The 18,986-nt window shown below is 59.6% G+C and carries 16 protein-coding genes; 15 read left to right on the top strand and 1 reads right to left on the bottom strand.

The window, feature by feature from the left end:
* Positions 1-37: 37 nt before the first annotated feature.
* From C1722_RS09170 to C1722_RS09105, 14 genes are all read left to right on the top strand, one after another.
* On the top strand, positions 38-2,506 hold the full coding sequence (locus tag C1722_RS09170; protein WP_180995109.1) for a molybdopterin-containing oxidoreductase family protein: 2,469 nt from the start codon (positions 38-40) through the stop codon (positions 2,504-2,506).
* Between the two features lie 9 nt (positions 2,507-2,515).
* Entirely contained in the window at positions 2,516-3,133 is a 618-nt protein-coding gene (locus tag C1722_RS09165; protein WP_102378960.1) for a 4Fe-4S dicluster domain-containing protein, read from the top strand.
* Positions 3,134-3,209: 76 nt separating this feature from the next.
* Positions 3,210-3,911, top strand: a complete 702-nt coding sequence (locus tag C1722_RS09160) for a ferric reductase-like transmembrane domain-containing protein (protein WP_102378959.1) — start codon at positions 3,210-3,212, stop codon at positions 3,909-3,911.
* A gap of 289 nt (positions 3,912-4,200) precedes the next feature.
* Entirely contained in the window at positions 4,201-4,719 is a 519-nt protein-coding gene (locus C1722_RS09155; RefSeq protein WP_102378958.1) for a VanZ family protein, read from the top strand.
* A gap of 188 nt (positions 4,720-4,907) precedes the next feature.
* Entirely contained in the window at positions 4,908-6,722 is a 1,815-nt protein-coding gene (ade, locus tag C1722_RS09150; protein WP_102378957.1) for an adenine deaminase, read from the top strand.
* A gap of 237 nt (positions 6,723-6,959) precedes the next feature.
* Positions 6,960-8,294, top strand: a complete 1,335-nt coding sequence (gene mobB, locus C1722_RS09145) for a molybdopterin-guanine dinucleotide biosynthesis protein B (RefSeq protein ID WP_102378956.1) — start codon at positions 6,960-6,962, stop codon at positions 8,292-8,294.
* A gap of 6 nt (positions 8,295-8,300) precedes the next feature.
* Positions 8,301-9,452: a 4Fe-4S binding protein gene (locus tag C1722_RS09140; protein WP_102378955.1), complete on the top strand. Its 1,152-nt coding sequence runs from the start codon at positions 8,301-8,303 to the stop codon at positions 9,450-9,452.
* 13 nt (positions 9,453-9,465) lie between these two features.
* Complete coding sequence (locus C1722_RS09135) at positions 9,466-10,800, top strand: cytosine permease (protein WP_102378954.1); 1,335 nt, start codon at positions 9,466-9,468, stop codon at positions 10,798-10,800.
* A 64-nt stretch (positions 10,801-10,864) separates the two neighbouring features.
* Positions 10,865-11,971 carry an S-methyl thiohydantoin desulfurase family protein gene (locus tag C1722_RS09130; protein WP_102378953.1) on the top strand — a complete coding sequence of 369 codons (1,107 nt, stop codon included), beginning with the start codon at positions 10,865-10,867 and terminating at the stop codon, positions 11,969-11,971.
* On the top strand, positions 11,964-12,812 hold the full coding sequence (locus tag C1722_RS09125) for a hydantoinase/oxoprolinase N-terminal domain-containing protein (RefSeq protein ID WP_244902510.1): 849 nt from the start codon (positions 11,964-11,966) through the stop codon (positions 12,810-12,812). The genes C1722_RS09130 and C1722_RS09125 overlap by 8 nt, the downstream gene beginning before the upstream one ends.
* A 545-nt stretch (positions 12,813-13,357) precedes the next feature.
* Positions 13,358-13,744 carry a GntR family transcriptional regulator gene (locus C1722_RS09120; RefSeq protein WP_102379607.1) on the top strand — a complete coding sequence of 129 codons (387 nt, stop codon included), beginning with the start codon at positions 13,358-13,360 and terminating at the stop codon, positions 13,742-13,744.
* 76 nt (positions 13,745-13,820) lie between these two features.
* Positions 13,821-14,678 (top strand): slipin family protein, encoded by an 858-nt coding sequence (locus C1722_RS09115; RefSeq protein WP_425226284.1) that lies wholly within the window; start codon positions 13,821-13,823, stop codon positions 14,676-14,678.
* A gap of 450 nt (positions 14,679-15,128) precedes the next feature.
* Positions 15,129-16,733 (top strand): molybdopterin-dependent oxidoreductase, encoded by a 1,605-nt coding sequence (locus C1722_RS09110; RefSeq protein ID WP_102378951.1) that lies wholly within the window; start codon positions 15,129-15,131, stop codon positions 16,731-16,733.
* A 14-nt stretch (positions 16,734-16,747) separates the two neighbouring features.
* Positions 16,748-17,542 carry a molybdopterin-dependent oxidoreductase gene (locus C1722_RS09105; protein WP_102379606.1) on the top strand — a complete coding sequence of 265 codons (795 nt, stop codon included), beginning with the start codon at positions 16,748-16,750 and terminating at the stop codon, positions 17,540-17,542.
* A 117-nt stretch (positions 17,543-17,659) separates the two neighbouring features.
* On the opposite strand, the gene C1722_RS09100 is transcribed toward C1722_RS09105, so the two are convergent.
* Positions 17,660-17,941 carry an Ig-like domain-containing protein gene (locus C1722_RS09100; RefSeq protein ID WP_102378950.1) on the bottom strand — a complete coding sequence of 94 codons (282 nt, stop codon included), beginning with the start codon at positions 17,939-17,941 and terminating at the stop codon, positions 17,660-17,662.
* Between the two features lie 333 nt (positions 17,942-18,274).
* Between C1722_RS09100 and C1722_RS09095 the strand changes: the two genes are divergently transcribed.
* Entirely contained in the window at positions 18,275-18,928 is a 654-nt protein-coding gene (locus tag C1722_RS09095; protein ID WP_102378949.1) for a 4Fe-4S dicluster domain-containing protein, read from the top strand.
* The last annotated feature ends 58 nt before the right edge of the window (positions 18,929-18,986 follow it).

Here is an 18,986-nt window from a genome sequence, read left to right as displayed (position 1 = left end):
CTATGCGCTCATGCCTTACGACGAGAGGAGAGGAATCATGGCTGGTAACGAGCCGTCTACGCTCACGAGGCGAACCTTCCTGCAAACTACGGCCTTTGCGGCGGCGGGCGCAGCTTCGCTTGCGACGCTTGCCGGATGCAGTCAACCTGCGTCCGAAAGCGATGCTTCGAAGGAGGACGCGCCGGTCGAGGTGGCGGAGGAAGTGTATTTCCAAAGCTGCATGGGCAACTGTTCTGGATGGGGATGTCCTTGCTACGTGCATGTTCGCGATGGCAAAATCGCAAACATCACCCGCGCAAAGCTGAAGTGCCCCGACGGTAGCGATAGCCCCTATCAGGAAACGTGCCTGAAGGGCTATGCGAACATCGAGCGTATGTACTCACCTACACGCGTGCTGTACCCCATGAAGCGCGCAGGAGAGCGCGGTGCGGGTGATTGGGAGCGCATCTCGTGGGATGACGCGGTAAGCGAGATTACGGCAAAGTGGAAAGAACTGCAGGAGCAATACGGTCCCGAGGCCGTGGCTTTCATGAGCGGTTCCGGCTCCGGCATGGCGACTATATCGTATACAGGGCGTCTCCAAGCGCTCATGGGCGCCATGACCATCGCCCCATGCTATGACAATACGGGCATGAACGTGCAGATGAACCACGGCGGCTTGGGTGCCTACACTATCGGCCATAACGAGCATCGCGATATGGTGAACGCGAACAACCTTTTCATCTGGGGAACCAATCCCACCGAGTCCAACATCGTAGATTACCACCTGGTATCACAGGCTAAGGAAAACGGCGCCAAGGTTATCTGCATCGACCCCATCTATACCACTTCTGCTGCCAAAGCAGACATCTATGTGCCCATCCGTCCTGCCACCGATGGGCTGCTGGCTGCGGGGATGGCCCTTATTTCCATTCGTGATGGACACGAGGATGTCGCCCATCTGCAAACCATGACGGTCGCTCCTTTCTTGGTGAAAGATTCGGATGGCCTGTATCTGCGCCTTTCCGACCTCGGTCAGGCTGAGCCGTTGAGCGAGGAGGATCGTATTCTGGTGTATGAAGGCGGTGAGGCCGTTGCCTTCGACGCTGCCTCCAATCCGGAAATTCGCGGCAGCTTTGAGGTCGAAGGCGTTGCGGTCAAACCGGCTTACCAGATTCTTCTGGATCGATTGAACGAATGGGACTTGGATACCATAGCGGAAATGACCGACGTGCCGCTTGGGACCATCGAAGAGTTGGCCGCTATTTGGAATTCCGGACTCTCCTACATCTTCACCGGATTCGGTCCCGATCATTACGCCAACGGCCAATGCGGATACGACGGCATGTTCGCCCTCATGGATATTACGGGTCAGGAAGCAAAGCACGGTGCCGGTTGCTCGTGCACTGATTTCAGTGCCCCCAACACTCCTGGGCTGGTGAATACCGCCACTGCCGATCTTGTCGGTGTTGCTGCTCCGGGTCGCACCATTCATGCCCCTCATTTCCATCAGCTGATGGAGGATGGCGAGTTTGCCGGTATGAAGGCGCCGAAGGCTGCCTATATCTACATCTGCAATCCCATCACCAACGAACCCGATCGCCAGAAGTGGTTGAAGTCCTTCGATGCCATGGAGATGGTGGTCGTATCCGATATGTTCATGTCCGAGGCTGCTCAGTATGCCGACTATGTGCTGCCAGTTGCATTTCTCTATGAGCGCGATGACTTGTCTTCTACCTCGAACCCCTTCGTCAAGTATACCCAGAAAGCAGTCGAACCTGCAGGTGAGGCTAAGGGCGATTTCGAGATCATCACTGCATTGGGCAAGGCTATGGGTTTCGAGGATTACTTCACGCAGGACCTCACTACGTTTTTGGCGTCCTGCGTAACCAATGATGCTGCCGCAGCCGTCGGTCTGAGCTGGGAAGCTCTGCAGGAGCAGCACGCTATTTGGACGTATCCCGAGGAGCCGCAGGTGGTCGGTCTGACGGATATCATTTTAAGCGCGACCGGTCGCTTCGAGTTCTATCATGAGGGAATTCAGCCTATGGCAAACGTGGGGCAAGAGTGGGACATGCTGAAAGAATCCTGCTGGTTTTGGGAACCGCCCATCGAGGCGTGGCCCGAGACGATCGGCGGCTTCGAAGCGGTAGACGAGGCGGAAAAGTATCCGTTGCTGTTCATCTCGGAGCGCTGCAAGTTTAAGACCCATACCATGTTCAACAACTCTCCGATGATTCTTGAATTGGACCCCGAGCCGTACGTGAAGGTAAACCCGAAGGATGCTGAAGCCTATGGTGTGACCGAAGGCGATGTCGTGCGCATCGAGAACGATCGCGGCTACGTCGTCATCAAGGTTGTCCTCAACGCAGGCGTCCGTCCCGGCATGTTGGTCATCGATCATGGATGGGAGCGCGACGGCTACATCGACGGTCATTATTCCGACCTGTCAACGTATGAGACGTGGCCGCGCTTCGAGCAGGACAACTGGTTCGACTGCCTGGTTCAAATGGAAAAGGTTCAGTAGGGGGTTATCATGCAATACGGAATGGTTATCGATCTTGAGCGTTGCATGGGCTGCCAAACCTGCGCGACTTCGTGCAAGCTTGCCAACAATTTGCCGTCGGGCAACTGGTGGAACACGGTCCGCACCGAGGGCGGCAAAACCATCGATACGGCATCGGGGGAATATCCGAACTGCGAGCTGCAGCATTATCCCGTTGCCTGCCAGCATTGCAAGGAGCCCGCATGCGTTGCGGTATGCCCCACGGGCGCAACATACAAAGACGAGGAAACAGGTCTCGTCATGCAGGATCCTGAAACGTGCATCGGATGCAAATCGTGCATCGAAGCTTGTCCTTATGCGGTGCGCGTATACAACGACGGGGAGCCTGCGTATGCGATGGAATTTGCCGTAGGCTTTGCCGATGCGCCGGTTCATATAGCCAATACGGTAGAGAAATGCACCATGTGCGCGAACCTTGTCAAGCAGGATCAGCAGCCTATGTGCGTTCAGGCCTGCGTTGGGTACGCCCGCTTTTTCGGCGATCTCGATGACCCCGAATCGGAGGTGTCGAAGCTTATCGCGAGCCGTGAGAGCACGCAGCTTCTCGTTGAGCAGGGAACGGATCCCTCCGTGTACTATCTGAAGTAAACGAGACGGGGCCTTTCGCCATCATGCGGAAGGCCCCTTGCTCGAGCTGGGTCGGCATATACGAAAGGATATCCACATGAGCTTCGTTCTCGTTCTCGTATGCACGACTGCATTTGTCTGGGTTTTGAAAACACCGCTGCTGAAATGTCCTGTTGCGTTTTACGTCCTAGCGATGCTTCTCAACGTGCTTTACGTTTCAAGTGCGTTTACGACCTATCCTGAAGCGATGCGCCAAACGTTGTTTCTTCTTATGCAGAAGTGCACGCTTTCCCTCGCTGTGTTTACCGTGGTCATGTTCATCGGGGCTTTCCGAAAGGATTCAGCGGTGAGCCTCGCCTTGCGACCCGTGCGCGCCGAGCTGTCTATCCTCGCTTGCGTGCTCGCGTTGGGGCATATGGTGATGTACCTCATGTCGTTTGCGCCGCGCCTGTTGAATGGAAGCGCGATCGATAGCGGTTTCCTTCTGTTCTTCGCGACGGCGATCGCCCTGATGGCGTTGCTTTTGATCCTGGGAGCCACCTCGTTCAAAGGAGTGAAGCGCCGCATGGACGCGACGGCGTGGAAGCGTCTGCAAAAATGGGCGTACGTCTTCTTCGGGCTGGTGTACGTGCACCTTGTGAGCATTCTGTTGCCTGCGGCGCTTCTTCGAGGCGATACGGCGAGGACGAGCATCGTTGTTTATACGGTTCTGTTCGGAGCGTACGCGGCGTTGCGGATTCATCGAGCTATGAAAGATCGAAAGACTAGACGGGCGGAGCGTCTGCGATGCGCCGGGTAAGGCGCTCGTCGCTGCCCCGAGGTTCTGCGAGAGCAACGTAACCATGTTTCTTGATGGCCACGCGAGCCCAAGGTCTCCTCAGTTCGCTGATGGGATGGCGAGAGGGATGCGCCACCTTTTCTGTCGTTTCATCGCGGGGCTTCTCGGGGTGATTGCTGGGTTGTCCGTCCCCGAAGTGTAAGTGCTCAGGCGATCGGTTGGCTTCGGCGGGGATCCGCCCATGCTGTCGAACGGTGTTTAGAGCTTCGACGTCCCTTTCCCTGGGGCCGCTATGGTAAGCTTTTGTCCCATGGAAACGAAAACCGAAACACCCCCCGAAGCCGGTTCTTCCAGCAGCGAAAGCGCTTCGCGCACCGCCGGCACCCGGCATGCCACCCGCTCCCGGCGGGCTCTTGTTATCAGTTGGGCGCTCGTTGCCGCATGGGCATGCTTCATCTTCTTCATGTCAGCCAATACCGGATCGGGGCTGAACGACGATCTGGGTTTCTTCTCCAACATCTACCGTGCGCTCAAAGACGTGCAAACGCAGCTCTTGGGCCCCGATGCCGATGCCATCAACTCGATCGCCCATTTCTGCGAATATGCGGTATTCGGCGCTCTGCTTGCGAACGCACTGCGGTTCCATATGCCGCTGCGCCGCGCGTGCCTCGTCGCGCTGGCTTGCGCGAGTGCCTACGGGGTGACCGACGAGTTCCATCAGTACTTCGTGCCGGAGCGCATGTGCGATCCGGTCGACTGGGCGGTCGATACGTTTGGCGGCGCCCTTGGTTCGAGTCTGCTGTACGCAGCGCTCCGCAAGCGGGTGTAACCTCTTTTCCCGGAGCGTCGGAGCGCGACGGAGGCCCGCCGGATATGCCGCGGCGGGCGGATCCGCTCGGCGGCGTTTGCGTTTTGTCGAGAAGATGGGCGCTCGCCCCTTCTCATTGACGAATCCGCTTTGCTCGCGTAGCGTTCGGGGTATCGAATTCCGAAAGGCTTTGAGCGAAAGAGGCTGCCATGATCAATCGGTTCTGCAAACATCAACTGTGGGAAGTCACGCCGACGCTTGTTGCGGTTGCGCAGGGGTTGCAGCCTGCGGATACGGTTATCAAGGGTGCCAAGCTCGTCAACGTATGCACAGCCGAAATCCAAGAAGGCATCGATGTGGCCATCGCCCGGGGGCGCATCGCGTACGTGGGGGCGAGTGCCGATCACTGCATCGGCGACGAGACGACGGTAATCGAAGCCGGCGGCGCTTACATCGCCCCCGGCTTCCTCGACGGCCACATCCACGTGGAGTCCTCGATGCTCGGCGTGACCGAGTACGCGCGGGCCACCGTGGCTCACGGTACGACCGGCATTTACATGGATCCGCACGAGATCTGCAACGTACTCGGCCTCGACGGCGTGAAGATCATGGACGAGGATGCGCGCCGCGTTCCCCTCAAAACGATGATAACCACGCCTTCGTGCGTGCCCGCCGTCCCCGGGTTCGAGGACACCGGTTCGGCGATCGGCCCCGACGACATCGCCGAAACCATGACGTGGGACAGCGTTGTCGGCCTTGGCGAGATGATGAACTTCCCGGGCATCCTCTCCGGCTCCGATCACGCGCACGGCGAAGTGGCCGAAACGCTCAAGCGCGGCTATGCGGTGACCGGGCATTATTCGCTTCCCGAAACCGATCGCGGCCTGAACGCCTACATCGCTTCGGGCATCTGCTGCTGCCATGAATCCACGCGTGCCGTCGATGCACTCGAAAAGATGCGCCACGGCATGTACGCGATGATGCGCGAGGGGAGTGCTTGGCACGACCTGGCGGCGCTTGCGCCCGTGATCGCCGACGGCAAGGTCGACAGCCGCTTCGCCGTGCTCGTGTCCGACGACAACCATCCCAATACGCTCGTCGAGAAGGGGCATCTCGACTACCTCATCAGGCGTGCGATGGAGGAGGGCATCGACGCCGTCACCGCTATCCAGATGTGCACCATCAATTGCGCGACCTGCTTCAAGATGAACGACGATTTGGGCAGCATTGCGCCCGGCAAGTGCGCCGACATCGTGTTTATCAAAGATCTCGAGAGCATCGAGGTTACGCGCGTGCTGATCGACGGCGAGGTGGTGGCCGAGAACGGGAAGGTGCTGTTCGATCCCGAGCCGTTCGCATATCCGGAGTGGGCTGTCCATTCGGTGCATATCAAAGATCCGATCACGCCGGCATCGTTCGCCATCGCGCCGGGGGAGCTGGATCCCGATGCGACCGAGGTGACGGTACGCGTGATCGGCGTTATGGGCGGCCGCGTCGACGATGAAGAGCGTCGCGCAAACATCGCGGTCGAAGGCGGCGAGATTCGAAGCGATGTAGAAAACGACATTCTCAAGACGTTCGTGTTCGAGCGCCATCACGAAACGGGCACGTTCGGTTTCGGGCTTACCCAGGGCTTCGGCATCAAGCGCGGCGCCATGGCTTCCACCGTCGCCCATGATGCGCACAACCTGCTTGTGGTGGGAACAAACGACGACGATATGGCGATAGCCGCCAACACCCTCATCGAGTCGGAGGGCGGCATGGTCGTGGTCGCCGATGGCGAGATTCTCGGGCATGTGCCGCTGCCCATTGCGGGCCTTATGAACGATCTTCCCGCGGAGGAGATGAGCAGGCTTGTCGGCAAACTCGAGGAAGCCTGGGCGGAAATCGGTTGCAGCATGCCCTCGCCGTTCATGACGATGGCGCTCATTCCGCTCGCGTGTCTGCCCGATCTGCGTCTGACCAATCGCGGCCTCGTTGATTGCAACACGTTCCAGTTCGTTGATCTGCTGGTTGAAGAGTAAAAGGGAGACGGCATTCCGCATGCTGTGCACGCGAGGGCGTTGACGCTGCGCGCATCGAACGCCACCGAGCGATAAACTCGGTGGCGTTCGCGTTGCGTCGTCCGGGCGTTTGCTGTCGCTCGGGTGGGTTTCGGTTGTCCCGCTTCCGCAGTAAACGCCGTGGGGGCTCGTGCGCGGGGGTCGCCTTCGGCCGTGCAATGCTATACTTTTGCATGCTGCGAAAAGGAAGGTTTGCTCATGGCTGTTCAGGTACCGAGCCCTGCGGTTTCCATCGTCGGGCGTCACAATTCTGGAAAAACGACTCTCATTGAGAGGCTCATAGCGGAGTTGGTTGCGCGCGGGCACGACGTGGGTAGCGTGAAGCACCACAGCCATGTGGGGTTCGATATCGATTACCCGGGCAAAGATTCGTACCGACATCGCGCCGCCGGCGCATCGGAGACGGTTATCGCCGCCCCGGGGCAGATGGCGCGCATCAAAACCGTCGAAGGCGAAATGGAGTGCGACGAGATCCTGCGTACGATGCCGGGCCACGATGTCGTGATCGTCGAGGGGTATCGAAAAAGCGGCCTTCCCACGATCGAGATCATGCGGTCGGGCAACGATGCCGATTCCCGCGTTGCGCAGGTGTTCTGCGAGGGGGCGAAGCTCGGTTGGCCGCTCGGCACCGATTTTACGCAGATGACGCGCGGCATGGTTCCGGTCGACGAGCACGACGGCGACGAGATTCCCATGCACGGCGAAGGAGACAATCCGATTACCGAGCATTTTCCGATGCAGGCTCCCGATTACGACGACATTTCCAACAAGCTTCCGATGGCGGGAACCGAGGCGATTGCAACCGATATTCCCGAGGCGGTCGAGGCGGCGGAGATCTACGGCATACCCGCCTTCGCGCTCGACGACATCGGGGGATTGGCCGAATTCATCGAGAACTCTTACGTTCGCCCGCGCTTGACCGTGGTCATCCAGGCCGGCGGAGAGAGCCGGCGCATGGGCCGCAGCAAGGCGACGGTGCCGTTTCTGGGGCGCCCGCTCATCTGCCGCCTCGTCGAGCGCTTGAGTCCTGTGGCCGACGATCTGATCATCACGACGAACGAGCCCGATAACCTCGTATTTCTCCATAGCGAGTTTCCCGATCTGCGCATCCAGCTCGTCTGCGACGCCGCCGATTACCGCGGCGCGCTGCCCGGCCTCTACACTGCGCTGCAGGCCGCGCGCAACCCCTACGTGGCCATTGTGGCGTGCGACATGGTGTTCGCGTCGGCTGCGCTCGTTGTCGCCGAGGCGCTCGAGATGAAGCGGACGGGAGCCGATGTGGTAGTTCCCGCGAACAAGCACGGCTACGAGCCGTTCCATGCGATGTACAACCGCATGGGATGCCTGCCCGCCGTGCGCAAGGCGCTTTCGCGTGGCGATCGTCGCGCCCAGTCGTTCTTCGACGATGTGAAGGTGCAGGAGCTGCCGCAAGCAAAAGTTCTCGAAGCCGAACCCATGGGAGGCTGCTTCGTTAACGTCAACACCCCCGAAGAACTTGCCGCCGTCGAGGCGACGCTCATAGATAAGGAATAACGTTTCATGCCCAATCTGAACGATATCGTAGAAATCGCCGAATCGCTCGAAAGCAAGGCGGTGTTCGCCGCCGAGGAGCGATGCGTCGTGGTGCGCAACCGCAACGCGAAGTGCCGCAAGTGCGTTGAGGCGTGCCAGGCGGATGCGCTCGAGGTGGGCAACAACCGTCTGACCTACCACGCGCGGGCCTGCGTTTCGTGCGGCGCCTGCACCGTGGTGTGCCCGACCGAAGCGCTCATTCCCATGAGGCCGCTCGACGAGGATCTGGCAACGGCGACCGCCCAGGCATGCGTGCTCGCCGACGGCATGGCCGTGTTCTCCTGCGCCCGCGCCGCTGCGAGGCGTAAGGCCGACCCCGATCGTTTCGCCGAGGTGCCGTGCTTGGCCCGTATGGAGGAAAGCGTGCTCATGAAGCTCGCTTCATGCGGGGTGTCGCGCCTCGTGCTCGTCGACGGCACGTGCAAAACCTGCAAGTACCGCGCATGCGATCCCGGCATCGACGCCACGGTCGCTTCGGTCAACGGGCTGCTCGAAGCCGAGGGCATAACGCTGCGCGTCGAGCGTATGTCCGAATTTCCCGAAGAGTTGCTCGTCGAAGAGACCACGGGCCTGTTCGGCGTCTCGCGGCGCGGATTTTTCACCCAAGCGAAAGACGTGGCGAAAGACGCCGCCGAAAAGGCGGCCGTCACGGCGCTTAAAAAGGAGCTTCAGCAGAAGGCCCCGTCGCTGCGCGATCGCCTCAAGATGTCCGACAAGGGATCGCTGCCGCAGTTCAATGCGATGCGCCGCATGCACGTGCTCGATGCGATGGATTCCATCGGCAGGCCCATCGTGCCCGAAATCGAAACCAGGCTATGGGGCAATGTCGGGATCGACACCGAGAAGTGCACGTCGTGTTTCATGTGCACCACGTTCTGCCCGACCGGCGCCCTGAAGAAGAGCGAGGTCGAGGCCGAGGACGGCAAGACCCGTTTCATCGAGTTCTCCACGGCGGACTGCGTGCAGTGCCGCATGTGCGAGGACATCTGCCTCAAATCCTGCATCACCGTCTCCGACGTCGTTTTGACCGAAGAGCTCTTCGATTTCGAGCCGCGGATGATCGAGCTGCCCGAGCCCCCGAAGAAGGCGGGCATCATCTCGAACCTCAAACGGCGCTAGGCGGTCGAAATCCATGGCTGCCGCAACCCATCGGATAGAGGCCGAACAGGGTCTCGACGGCTCGCTTGCCCAGCTGCAGGTAAAGGATGCCGAACGTACGGGGTTCCTCTCGATTGCGCCCGTTCCCATCGGCAACATGTTCAGCGCATCGGCGCTGCTCGTGGGTGCGACGCTCGGCGCCGGGCTCACGCTCGCCGACAGCCTGCTCGCCATCGTGTTCGGCTTCGGTTTCGTGATGTGCTACATGTGCCTCGTCGTCATGGAGGCGGCCGACACCGGCCTTCCCACGGCGGCGTTCGCGGGCGCGGCGCTCGGCAAGGCGGGCGCACGCTACCTCGTCGCGATCATCGTCGGCATCGCGTGCCTGGGGTGGTTCGGCATCCAGGCGGCGGTGTGCGGTGCCTCGTTTTCGCTCATGATGAACGATCTTGCCGGCATCGATGTACCGGTATGGGCCTCCACCGTGTTCTGGGGCGCCGTCATGGTGGTCACGGCGGTGTACGGCTTCAACGGCCTGCGCTACCTTGGATACGTGGCTGCACCCCTTCTGGCGATCATCTGCCTGTACGGCACGGTCGTCTCGGTGGCGTCCGGCGGCGGCATCGCTGCGCTGCTTTCCTACGTTCCCGCGCCCGAGGCGGCGATCGGTTTGGTGGCGGGTGTGAATTTCGCCATCGGGCTCATCGCGATGCTTGGCACGACGGCGGGCGACTTCATCAGGTATGCACGCGATCGGAGGACCGCCGTGCTCACGTGCCTTGCGGGCCTTCTGCCGGCGGGCATCGTCGTGCTCATGATGGGCGCGATCATGTCGATCTCCACCGGCGAGGCCAACATCGCCGTCATCATGGCATCGTTCGGGTTGCCGGCCGTGGGGCTGATTGCGCTCGTGCTCTCCACCTGGACGGTCAATGCGAGCAACGTGTATTCGGCGGGCCTCGGCTTCTCGGTCATGCTCGGCCGCGATACCGATAACCGCAAATCGACGACGGCGGTTGCGGGCGTTATCGGCATTGCGTTCGCTGCAGCGGGGATTCTCGACCACTTGACGGTATTCCTCAACGTGCTTTCGGCATGCGCACCCGCGCTCGCCGGAGCGATGATCGCCGATTATTGGATCGCAAACCGCGGCGATGCGAGCAAGTTTTTCATCGGGAAGGGCTTTCGCGCGTGCGGTATCGCGGCGTTCGCGGCGGGTACGCTCACGGCGCTCGTCACCGGCGGTACCTTCGGTATGATACCGGTGCTCTCGATTCTCGATGTGCCGTTCTTCATCGGCCCCGTGAACGGGATACTCGTGTCGATTGCCGTGTTCGTGGCCGTTCGGCGGCTCACCGAGGTAAGATAGGCTCGGAATGCATTGTCGGTACGCCTGCGTTTTCGTGCGGGTTTCCGAAGTGAAAGGATAGTATATGAGAGAGTTGGGCGTACAGGAAATCGAGGATATCGCCTTAGGTGCGGCGCTGCTCGGCGCGGGCGGCGGAGGCGACCCCTATATCGGCAAGCTCACCGCCATCGGGGCGGTCAAGGAGTGCGGCCCGGTCAAGATGATCGGCATCGACGAGGTTCCCGACGGGTCCTTCATCATGCCCGCCGCTTCGATGGGCGCACCGTCGATCCTCGCCGAAAAAGGCGTGGGCGCCAACGAGTTCGCGAAGCTCTTCGATATGATCACGCGCTTCTACGGCAAAGAGGTCTATGCGACGATGCCCATCGAGGCGGGCGGCGTGAATTCGATGCTGCCGATCGCGGCGGCTGCGCGCCTCGGCATTCCGATGGTCGACGTCGACGGCATGGGCCGCGCGTTTCCCGAGCTGCAGATGGTCACGTTCACGATCGGCGGCGCATCGGCTACCCCGATGGCCTGGATCGACGAGAAGGGCAATTCGGGGATACTCTCCACCATCACGAACAAGTGGACCGAGGACATCGCCCGTTCGATCACGACACAATGCGGCGGTACGCTGACGACGTCGCTGTTCTGCATGGACGTCGAAACGCTTAGGCAGTACGGCGTGCACGGCATCGTAACCCGCTCCGAGGAGATCGGGCGCGCCATCCGCCTGGCGAAGGACAACGCGGGCGACAAGACGCCCGAGGAGTACTTCCTCGATTTCGTGGGCGGCCACCGCCTGTTCAAGGGCAAGATTTCCGACGTGCTGCGCGAGGTGCGCGGATCGTTCAACTTCGGCAAAGTGGTGCTCGACGGCATCGGCGACTGCAAGGGCAGCGAGGCGTACGTGGAGTTCCAGAACGAGAACCTCTGTGCGGTCGTGGACGGCGAGATCCTCGCCACCACCCCCGACCTCATCTGTCTCGTGGATACCGAGACGTTCAGACCCGTTCCCACCGATGCGCTCAAGTACGGCAAGCGCGTGCTCGTGGTGGGCCTCGAGTGCTTCCATCTGTGGCGTACGCAAGCGGGGCTCGATCTGGTGGGGCCGCGCTACTTCGGCATCGACGCCGACTACATCCCGATCGAAGAGCTCGCGGCGAAGAGAGGAGGCGGCCATGTATAAACTCGGAATCGATGTGGGCGGCACGAACACCGATGCCGTTCTGATCGACGAGGATCTCGCCATCGTTGCAGCGGTGAAGCATCCCACGTCCGCCGATATCACCCGCGGCATCATGGGCGCCATGGACGCCGTGCTCGAAGCGAGCGGCGTCGACCGCACGCAGATCAAGCAGGCCATGCTCGGCACGACGCAGTGCACGAACGCCATCGTGGAGCGCAAGGGCTTGGCTCCCATCGCGGTGCTGCGCATCGGCGCGCCGGCCACTGTGGGCATTCCGCCCATGGTCGACTGGGCCGACGACATCCGCGCCGTGAGCGTTGCGGAAACGATCATCGAAGGCGGCTTCGAGTACGACGGCAAGCGCCTGGCCGAGTTCGACGAGGCGGCGTGCCGCGCGTTCTTCGAGAGCGTGCACGGCAAAGTCGAAGCGGTCGCCATCTCGTGCGTGTTCTCGACCGTGCGCAACGATGATGAGCTGCGTGCCGCCGCGATCGCAGCCGAGGTGCTGGGTGATGCGGTGCACGTGTCGATCTCGAGCGAGATCGGATCGATGGGCCTCATCGAGCGCGAGAACGCGACCATCCTGAACGCCGCGCTCTACGATGTGGCCAAGCGCTTCACCGAGGGATTTGCGGAAAGCCTGGCCGATAAGGGCGTGACAAACGCCGACGTGTACCTGTCGCAGAACGACGGTACGCTCATGACCATGGAGTACGCGCGCCGCTACCCGATCTTCACGNTCCGGGCCCGCTTTGCGCTCGGGATGCGCGCGGCGAGTCTCTGCCTGCGGCCGGCGGCGCAGCCGGCCGCAGGCTGTCGCGTTCAGGCCGCCCGTGGCTGAGTCCGGCAGCTGGCTGTTGCGTTCGGGCCCCTGTGTGACAGCCGTCCTCTCGTCTCGCGTGAGCCGCTGGCTCACATGTACAGCGGATAATCCAGGTTGGTAACCAGTCACTTTTATTGATAATGCGATTTTGCTGAAAAACACTTTCACGATGGCGGCCAAGGGGCGGTTTGCGTAATTAAAATCGGATTCTCACCCGGTTTTCAGACCTCTCGTATAGGTTGAACCAACAAAAGCGCAGGTCAAATAGGTAACTTGGAACCAAGTACGGTGTGCACGGGGGTCTGTCTTTTCGCAAAGCGCCGACTGGCCGCCATCCGAGGGGCGTTTTCGCGCAAAATCGCATTATCAATACATGCGAGGGTCAGTCTGGGAACAAACTCGCTTCGCGCACGGGATCATTCCACCGCATCGTGCGTTTGCCGACCGGTTTAGAGGGTACGGGTTCTCTGAGTATTTTTCGAACGCCGGCAATCGGTTCGCAGTGCGCTGTGCGGTCATGCTATCATACGGATGCAGGATACATCGAGAGTAAGGTCGGCCGCTTGTTTGACACGCTGCGAATCAATGAGAAATCTGGGGTTCCCGTTTGGGTCCAGATCAGAAACCATATGGTGTCTCTCATCAAGATGGAGCAGATCAAGTCGGGGGATATCCTTCCGACCGTCCGCGAGTTGGCTGCTCAGCTAGGGGTTAACTACAATACGATCCACAAGGTGTATCAGGATCTCGAAGCAGATGGCCTCATCTGCTCGAGCAGGGGGAAGCGGTCGTTTGTTGCCGACGTGAACAGCAATGCGCTGCAGCTTCCTGAATCTCCGGTCGACCTCGTGATCGACCAGCTGGTGAAGGTTGCCGAAGATGCCGGCGTGACCAAGCAGGATGTGCTGATGAGGGTCGATGAGCGTTTTTCGAAACACGTGGCGGATTAAGGGAGGCATCATGGCCAAAAACATACCTGACGAGCCCGGTATCAAAGGGGAACCCGAGATCACTGACGAGGACAGCATGTTCGAAGACACGGCGACGAGTCGGTTCGGGGCTGTCTTGCTGCGGTGGTTGCTTGCGGCAGGCGTTGCTGCGCTGTTCATGGCTGCCGCGTGGTACTTTTCGTCACCGCCGCTTGTCGTTCTCGGTGTTGTAGCGGGCATCGTTTTATTCAGCTGCGCACATGTGGTGCTCGAATGGGAGCGCACGGTGGTACTGCGATTCGGAAAATTCAATCGTGTTGCGGGCCCCGGCCTCATATTCATGATTCCCTTTGTCGAATACTCGGCTGCAACGGTTGACCTGCGTATGCGGTCTACCGCGTTCAAGGCCGAGCATGTACTCACTTCCGATTTGGTTCCGGTCGACGTTGATGCGGTGCTGTTCTGGATGGTGTGGGATGCAGGGAAGGCCTGCTCGGAAATGCGAAACTACGAGCGGCTTGTGTTCTGGATCGCGCAAACGACGCTGCGCGACGTGATGGGCGGCGTCGGCATAGCGCAGATGGGCGTTCGACGTACGCAGATCGATAAGGAAATCGCCGATATCCTGGAACGCAAGACCAGCGAGTGGGGTATAACCATCGTATCGGTGGAGATCAGGGATATCGAGATCCCTGAAGAGCTGCAGGAATCGCTATCGGCCGAGGCCCGCGCCGAGAGGGAATACAACGCCCGCATCATCCTCGCCGAAGTGGAGAAGGAGGTGTCCGAGATGTTCGTTGATGCTGCGAGGACGTACAAAGAGGAAGACGCCGCTCTGCAGCTGCGCGCGATGAGTTTCGTTTCCGAGAGCGTAAAGGACAAAGGCGGGCTGGTGGTTATTCCCAGTGCTTTGTCCGATGCATTCGAGGGGTTAGAGAAAATAACGAGGAAATAAACTTTCGAAAGAGCGTTTTTCTACGGGGATCGCTTTACCGCCCAGGATTCGAAAGCCTGCTTGGGCAATCAGCTGAGCGCCGCGAGCCGATACAGGGCTCGTGGCGCTTTTGTTTGCAATGGCCGACAATCTATTATTCTCAAAAAAGAATCACACATCTATACGATAAGTATCATGTATTTGTATGATATATGATATTATATCGATGGAAAATCAGTGAACCGGGAAAAACGAGGCTTGTAATTTCAGGCAAAAACGTATCCGGATTGCTGGAAAACATGCGTTTAGGCTCTTTCGCACCAGCAGGCTGTACTCGCGGTGGGCTGCGGGATGGGTATCGGAAGCTGCTATCCGGCTCATCTCGCAAAAGAGCCAAAAGATGGATAAGGGGGAGGATGCGACGAGAATTCATCTTTTTGTCTATTACGAACGCATAGAGGAAGGAGAGAAATGGAAGGGATGAAAGGATTCATTGCGAACCGGAAGGTTCAGCTTTCTGCCGTGGCGATAGCCATCGCTGTGTTTGCCATGGCGGGGTGCGCCCAATCGGCTACCGTGAATGAAGGCTCCGAAGAGCCCACCACTGGAACCGCTACGGTCGACTACACGGCCGAAGGCAGATACAAAGACAACGTCGCGGAGTTTCCCTCGGGTATCGACCCCGAACTGGATGCCAAGAACGCGGAGCTCAACGCTCCGTCGAGCTACGTTGATCGAAACGGCTTTACGGTTCAGCCTGTGCCGGACGATCCGACTGGGTGGAACATCAGCTATCTGAACGCCGATAACCGCGGATGCACGTCGTGCCATGCGCTGGAAGATGCGCTGATGATGATGGATACCTACCACGGGACTATCTTCCCCGGGTATCCCACCGAGCAAACGGTTTCCACGTGTTTTGCCTGCCATATTTGGGCAGAGCCTCTGCGCACGAGCATGCATTCGACCCACATGGGCAACGAGCTGTTCGAAAACAGGGGCGGCACCTGCGAGTCGTGCCACTACGTCGATGAGAACGGCGATTTCACGCGGTGGGATTACGAGAAGTTCAACCTGTATAAGGGCATTACCGATATCGCTGCCAGCGACGCCGACCTCACCGTCACCTACGATCAGGATACGTTGACCGATGTTGACGACATGTTCTACAAGAGCATCAAGGAGTACGGCGATTTCGATCCGAGCAACTGGCGCACCGACGATAGCTTCATGGACCCCGAGCTGTACAACAACTGGGTGTTCAGCATCGGCGGGGATGTCGAAAATCCGATCTCGATGACGCTCCCCGAGCTCGTCGAGAAGTTCGGCACTGAAACTGCGGTCATGAAGCAGCAGTGCACCATCAACGGTGCGGGCAACGCAATCATTATGCAAAGCGAAGTGACGGGCGTGCCCATGCAGGCGATCATCGATTACGTCAAGCCGAAGGGCGATGTAAACGCCGTTGAGTTCTTGACCGAGGATCCGTATCCCAACGTCGGCAAGACGTACAATATTCCCTTTACTGCTATGACTGACAACGACTCGCTGCTGGTCATCGAAGTGAACGGCGAAACGCTTCCCAATACGCAGGGGTATCCGTGCTCCGTATGGACGGCGGGCGGATCGGCTGCCGGCGGCGTGTTCAAGGTGTGCACGGGCGTTAACTTCATCAAGACGACTGAGGACCTCGTCGCATCGGGCTACTTCCTGGGCGGTTTCGAGGATGCCGGCCTCGACGGTGCTCCAGCTGACAAGCCCAACAGCGCCGTACTGAACTACCCCTCCGGCGTTGTTCTCGAAGGTGCTGCAGGAACCGAGATCGAACTCGAAGGTTTCGCCGATGCATTCGACGAACCCATCCAAAAAGTCGAGTTCTCGTGGGATCACGGGCAGACGTGGACCACGCTCGAAACCCCGAACAACGATCCTCAGTACTGGACGTATTGGCGTATGAAGTTCACGCCGCCGAGCGAGGGCGCCTATCTGCTCGACATTCGCACGACGAGCATCCAGCCTGACGGTGCAGAGCGCGTAAACGGCATCAACACCCAGTTCCTTTTGAACGTGAAATAGCGGAGGTGATCATCATGGCAAACAAGAAACAGGTCGCCATCAGCGCGATGGCTGCAACCTCCATGCTGCTGGCTGGCGCAGCGCCCGCTTTGGCCGCCACTGCCGACGAAACGGTTGATTCTGCCCAAAACAGCAGTGCTGCTGTCGAGCAGTCCTCCGAGGGCACGAGCGCCTATGCGGCAGCAGATGCGGCAGCGGGGCAGTTCGCATGGGATCAATCGACCATCACGCCGAATGCTGTCATTCGCGACGTATTCCGTGCGGCAACGAGCGCCCTGTGCAATGCGACGAACGATCTTGCGGTCGACAATCCGCTGCAATGGAAGCTCTCGGTATCCGGCGATGTGGACAACGCCTTTACGGCAACCATCGACGAGCTGGCTCAAGAGCAGGCTGTGCAGCAAACGATGACGTGCTCGTGCGGCGGCAATCCCTCGGACGGCAAGGCCATCATCACGGCAGACGTCAAGGGCATCCCGGTCAATTACCTGGCTGGGCGAGCGAGCGCTCACAACGACGCCAACACCATTGCATTCGTGTCCTCCGACGGTACGGAAGTGGCCATGCCGCTTGCCTATGCGGTGGGGCATCATGGGGTTATCTCGTTTGAGATCAACGACGAAGACTTGTCGGCCTCGGTCGGCGGCAATAACCAGCTGTGGTTGGCCGGCGTCTCTGCAAACTATTTCGTGCGCGATATCGTAGAGATCCGCATTACGCACGAAGAGGTTGTGCCCGCGAACCCCGGTGAGGATATGGAGTATCCCAACAGCCCCAATGTTGGCCTGCTCTCTGCCTCTGCCGAATAGTTCGCCTGCAGGTGCGAGGTGTTCCGAGAAATCGCCCGGGAGGAAGCTCCCGGGCGGAAAGCCCGGTTTACCGGGAGGTTCCGTGAAAGGTTTCGATACCTTGAAAAAGGATGGACGTTACGCTTCAACGAAGAGTTCGGCAACGGCTGCGAGCGGGGTTTTTCGTCCGTCTTCGGTTACCGAGCGAACCTTGAGCTGATAGGTTCCTTCCTCTTCGGGGGTGTACGTGCACGTCCAATGGATCATGAGGTCGGGGTTTGAGTCGCTCGTGTCTTGCACGGCCCAGGTTTTACCGCCGTCGAGAGAGAACTCAAGAGCGACGATGTGGTTGCCGTAGTCATCGGCATAGCCCTCGAACGTGACGGGTTGGCCGACTCTACCTTGGACTGGGGCGATCATGGGGCTCCTTTCGATGGAACTGCTCGGTGCGTATGCAAGCAATTATATACTGCGCATCGAAGGCAAGGCGGGTTGAACGCGGTTTAAGCGGGAGGTCGATGCCCAAGCGAAAGCGGAAGGTTTTGTTTGGGCATCGATTGAACGGTGGATGCGGGTTTCGTTCTCGGGTCCCTCGTCGTGCGGGCGCATGCTGGATTCCCTCCCAGCTGCGCTCCGCGGCGGCCGGCAGATGCGGCTTTGGGGCCGATAACGCATTGAGGGAGCCGTCGAGCGGGTGTGGGCTTTCAAAAAGCCCGATCTCACGCAGTCGGTTGGTTAGAGATTGGAGAAAACATGCAAGACGATACGGGTATCCCACGGCGAGTGCTGCTGCAAGGCGCTGCCGTGCTTGGCGTGTCGGCGTTGGCGGGAAGCGCATTGGCCGCTCCCCGTGATAGGGCTTTCGCGCAAGGCGATGCGGAATCTGCCTCAGCGTACAACGGTGCGCAGTACGGGTTTCTTGTTCGTACTGCGAACTGCGTCAATTGCCAGGAGTGCGTGGAGGCGTGCCGTCGCGCAAACGCTACGCCCGACGGCGTTCAAGCTCGTCGAGAGGTGACGCCTTACAAGACGGCATCGAGTCAGACGGTATACGTTTCGACGGGCTGCATGCATTGCGAGGAGCCTGCATGCGCAACGGTATGCCCCGCCCATGCCATCACGAAAGGCGAAGGCGGCGTTGTGAGCGTCGACCACGACCGCTGCATCGGATGCAAATACTGCTACCAGGCATGTCCTTTCAGCGTTCCTCACTACACAGCTGAGGGGATGGACAAATGCGATTGCTGCCTGTCAGCCGGTATCGAGCTTGGCGAAAAGCCCTACTGCGTACGGGCATGCAAATTCCGCGCGCTGAATTACGGTACGCTCGAAGAGCTTATGGCTGGATCGGGTGGAAGGGCCAAGCAGATCGAAGCCCCGACGGGGCCTTCGTATTTGCTGCAATAGGCACGTACGGGATGATTCGGATGAAACGGTATGTGCTCGGTAAAGCAAATAAGGAGGT

The organism is Raoultibacter timonensis, from assembly GCF_900240215.1.
Lineage (GTDB): Bacteria > Actinomycetota > Coriobacteriia > Coriobacteriales > Eggerthellaceae > Raoultibacter > Raoultibacter timonensis.
This window is presented reverse-complemented; position numbering and strand designations above follow the sequence as displayed.

Bases quoted from the DNA above. Each gene is read 5' to 3' on its own strand.
- C1722_RS09130 (WP_102378953.1), top strand. From the start codon at position 10,865: ATGAGAGAGTTGGGCGTACAGGAAATCGAGGATATCGCCTTAGGTGCG.
- mobB (WP_102378956.1), top strand. From the start codon at position 6,960: ATGGCTGTTCAGGTACCGAGCCCTGCGGTTTCCATCGTCGGGCGTCAC.
- C1722_RS09165 (WP_102378960.1), top strand. From the start codon at position 2,516: ATGCAATACGGAATGGTTATCGATCTTGAGCGTTGCATGGGCTGCCAA.
- ade (WP_102378957.1), top strand. From the start codon at position 4,908: ATGATCAATCGGTTCTGCAAACATCAACTGTGGGAAGTCACGCCGACG.
- C1722_RS09105 (WP_102379606.1), top strand. From the start codon at position 16,748: ATGGCAAACAAGAAACAGGTCGCCATCAGCGCGATGGCTGCAACCTCC.
- C1722_RS09100 (WP_102378950.1), bottom strand. From the start codon at position 17,941: ATGATCGCCCCAGTCCAAGGTAGAGTCGGCCAACCCGTCACGTTCGAG.
- C1722_RS09160 (WP_102378959.1), top strand. From the start codon at position 3,210: ATGAGCTTCGTTCTCGTTCTCGTATGCACGACTGCATTTGTCTGGGTT.
- C1722_RS09135 (WP_102378954.1), top strand. From the start codon at position 9,466: ATGGCTGCCGCAACCCATCGGATAGAGGCCGAACAGGGTCTCGACGGC.
- C1722_RS09095 (WP_102378949.1), top strand. From the start codon at position 18,275: ATGCAAGACGATACGGGTATCCCACGGCGAGTGCTGCTGCAAGGCGCT.
- C1722_RS09115 (WP_425226284.1), top strand. From the start codon at position 13,821: ATGTTCGAAGACACGGCGACGAGTCGGTTCGGGGCTGTCTTGCTGCGG.
- C1722_RS09170 (WP_180995109.1), top strand. From the start codon at position 38: ATGGCTGGTAACGAGCCGTCTACGCTCACGAGGCGAACCTTCCTGCAA.
- C1722_RS09155 (WP_102378958.1), top strand. From the start codon at position 4,201: ATGGAAACGAAAACCGAAACACCCCCCGAAGCCGGTTCTTCCAGCAGC.
- C1722_RS09140 (WP_102378955.1), top strand. From the start codon at position 8,301: ATGCCCAATCTGAACGATATCGTAGAAATCGCCGAATCGCTCGAAAGC.
- C1722_RS09110 (WP_102378951.1), top strand. From the start codon at position 15,129: ATGGAAGGGATGAAAGGATTCATTGCGAACCGGAAGGTTCAGCTTTCT.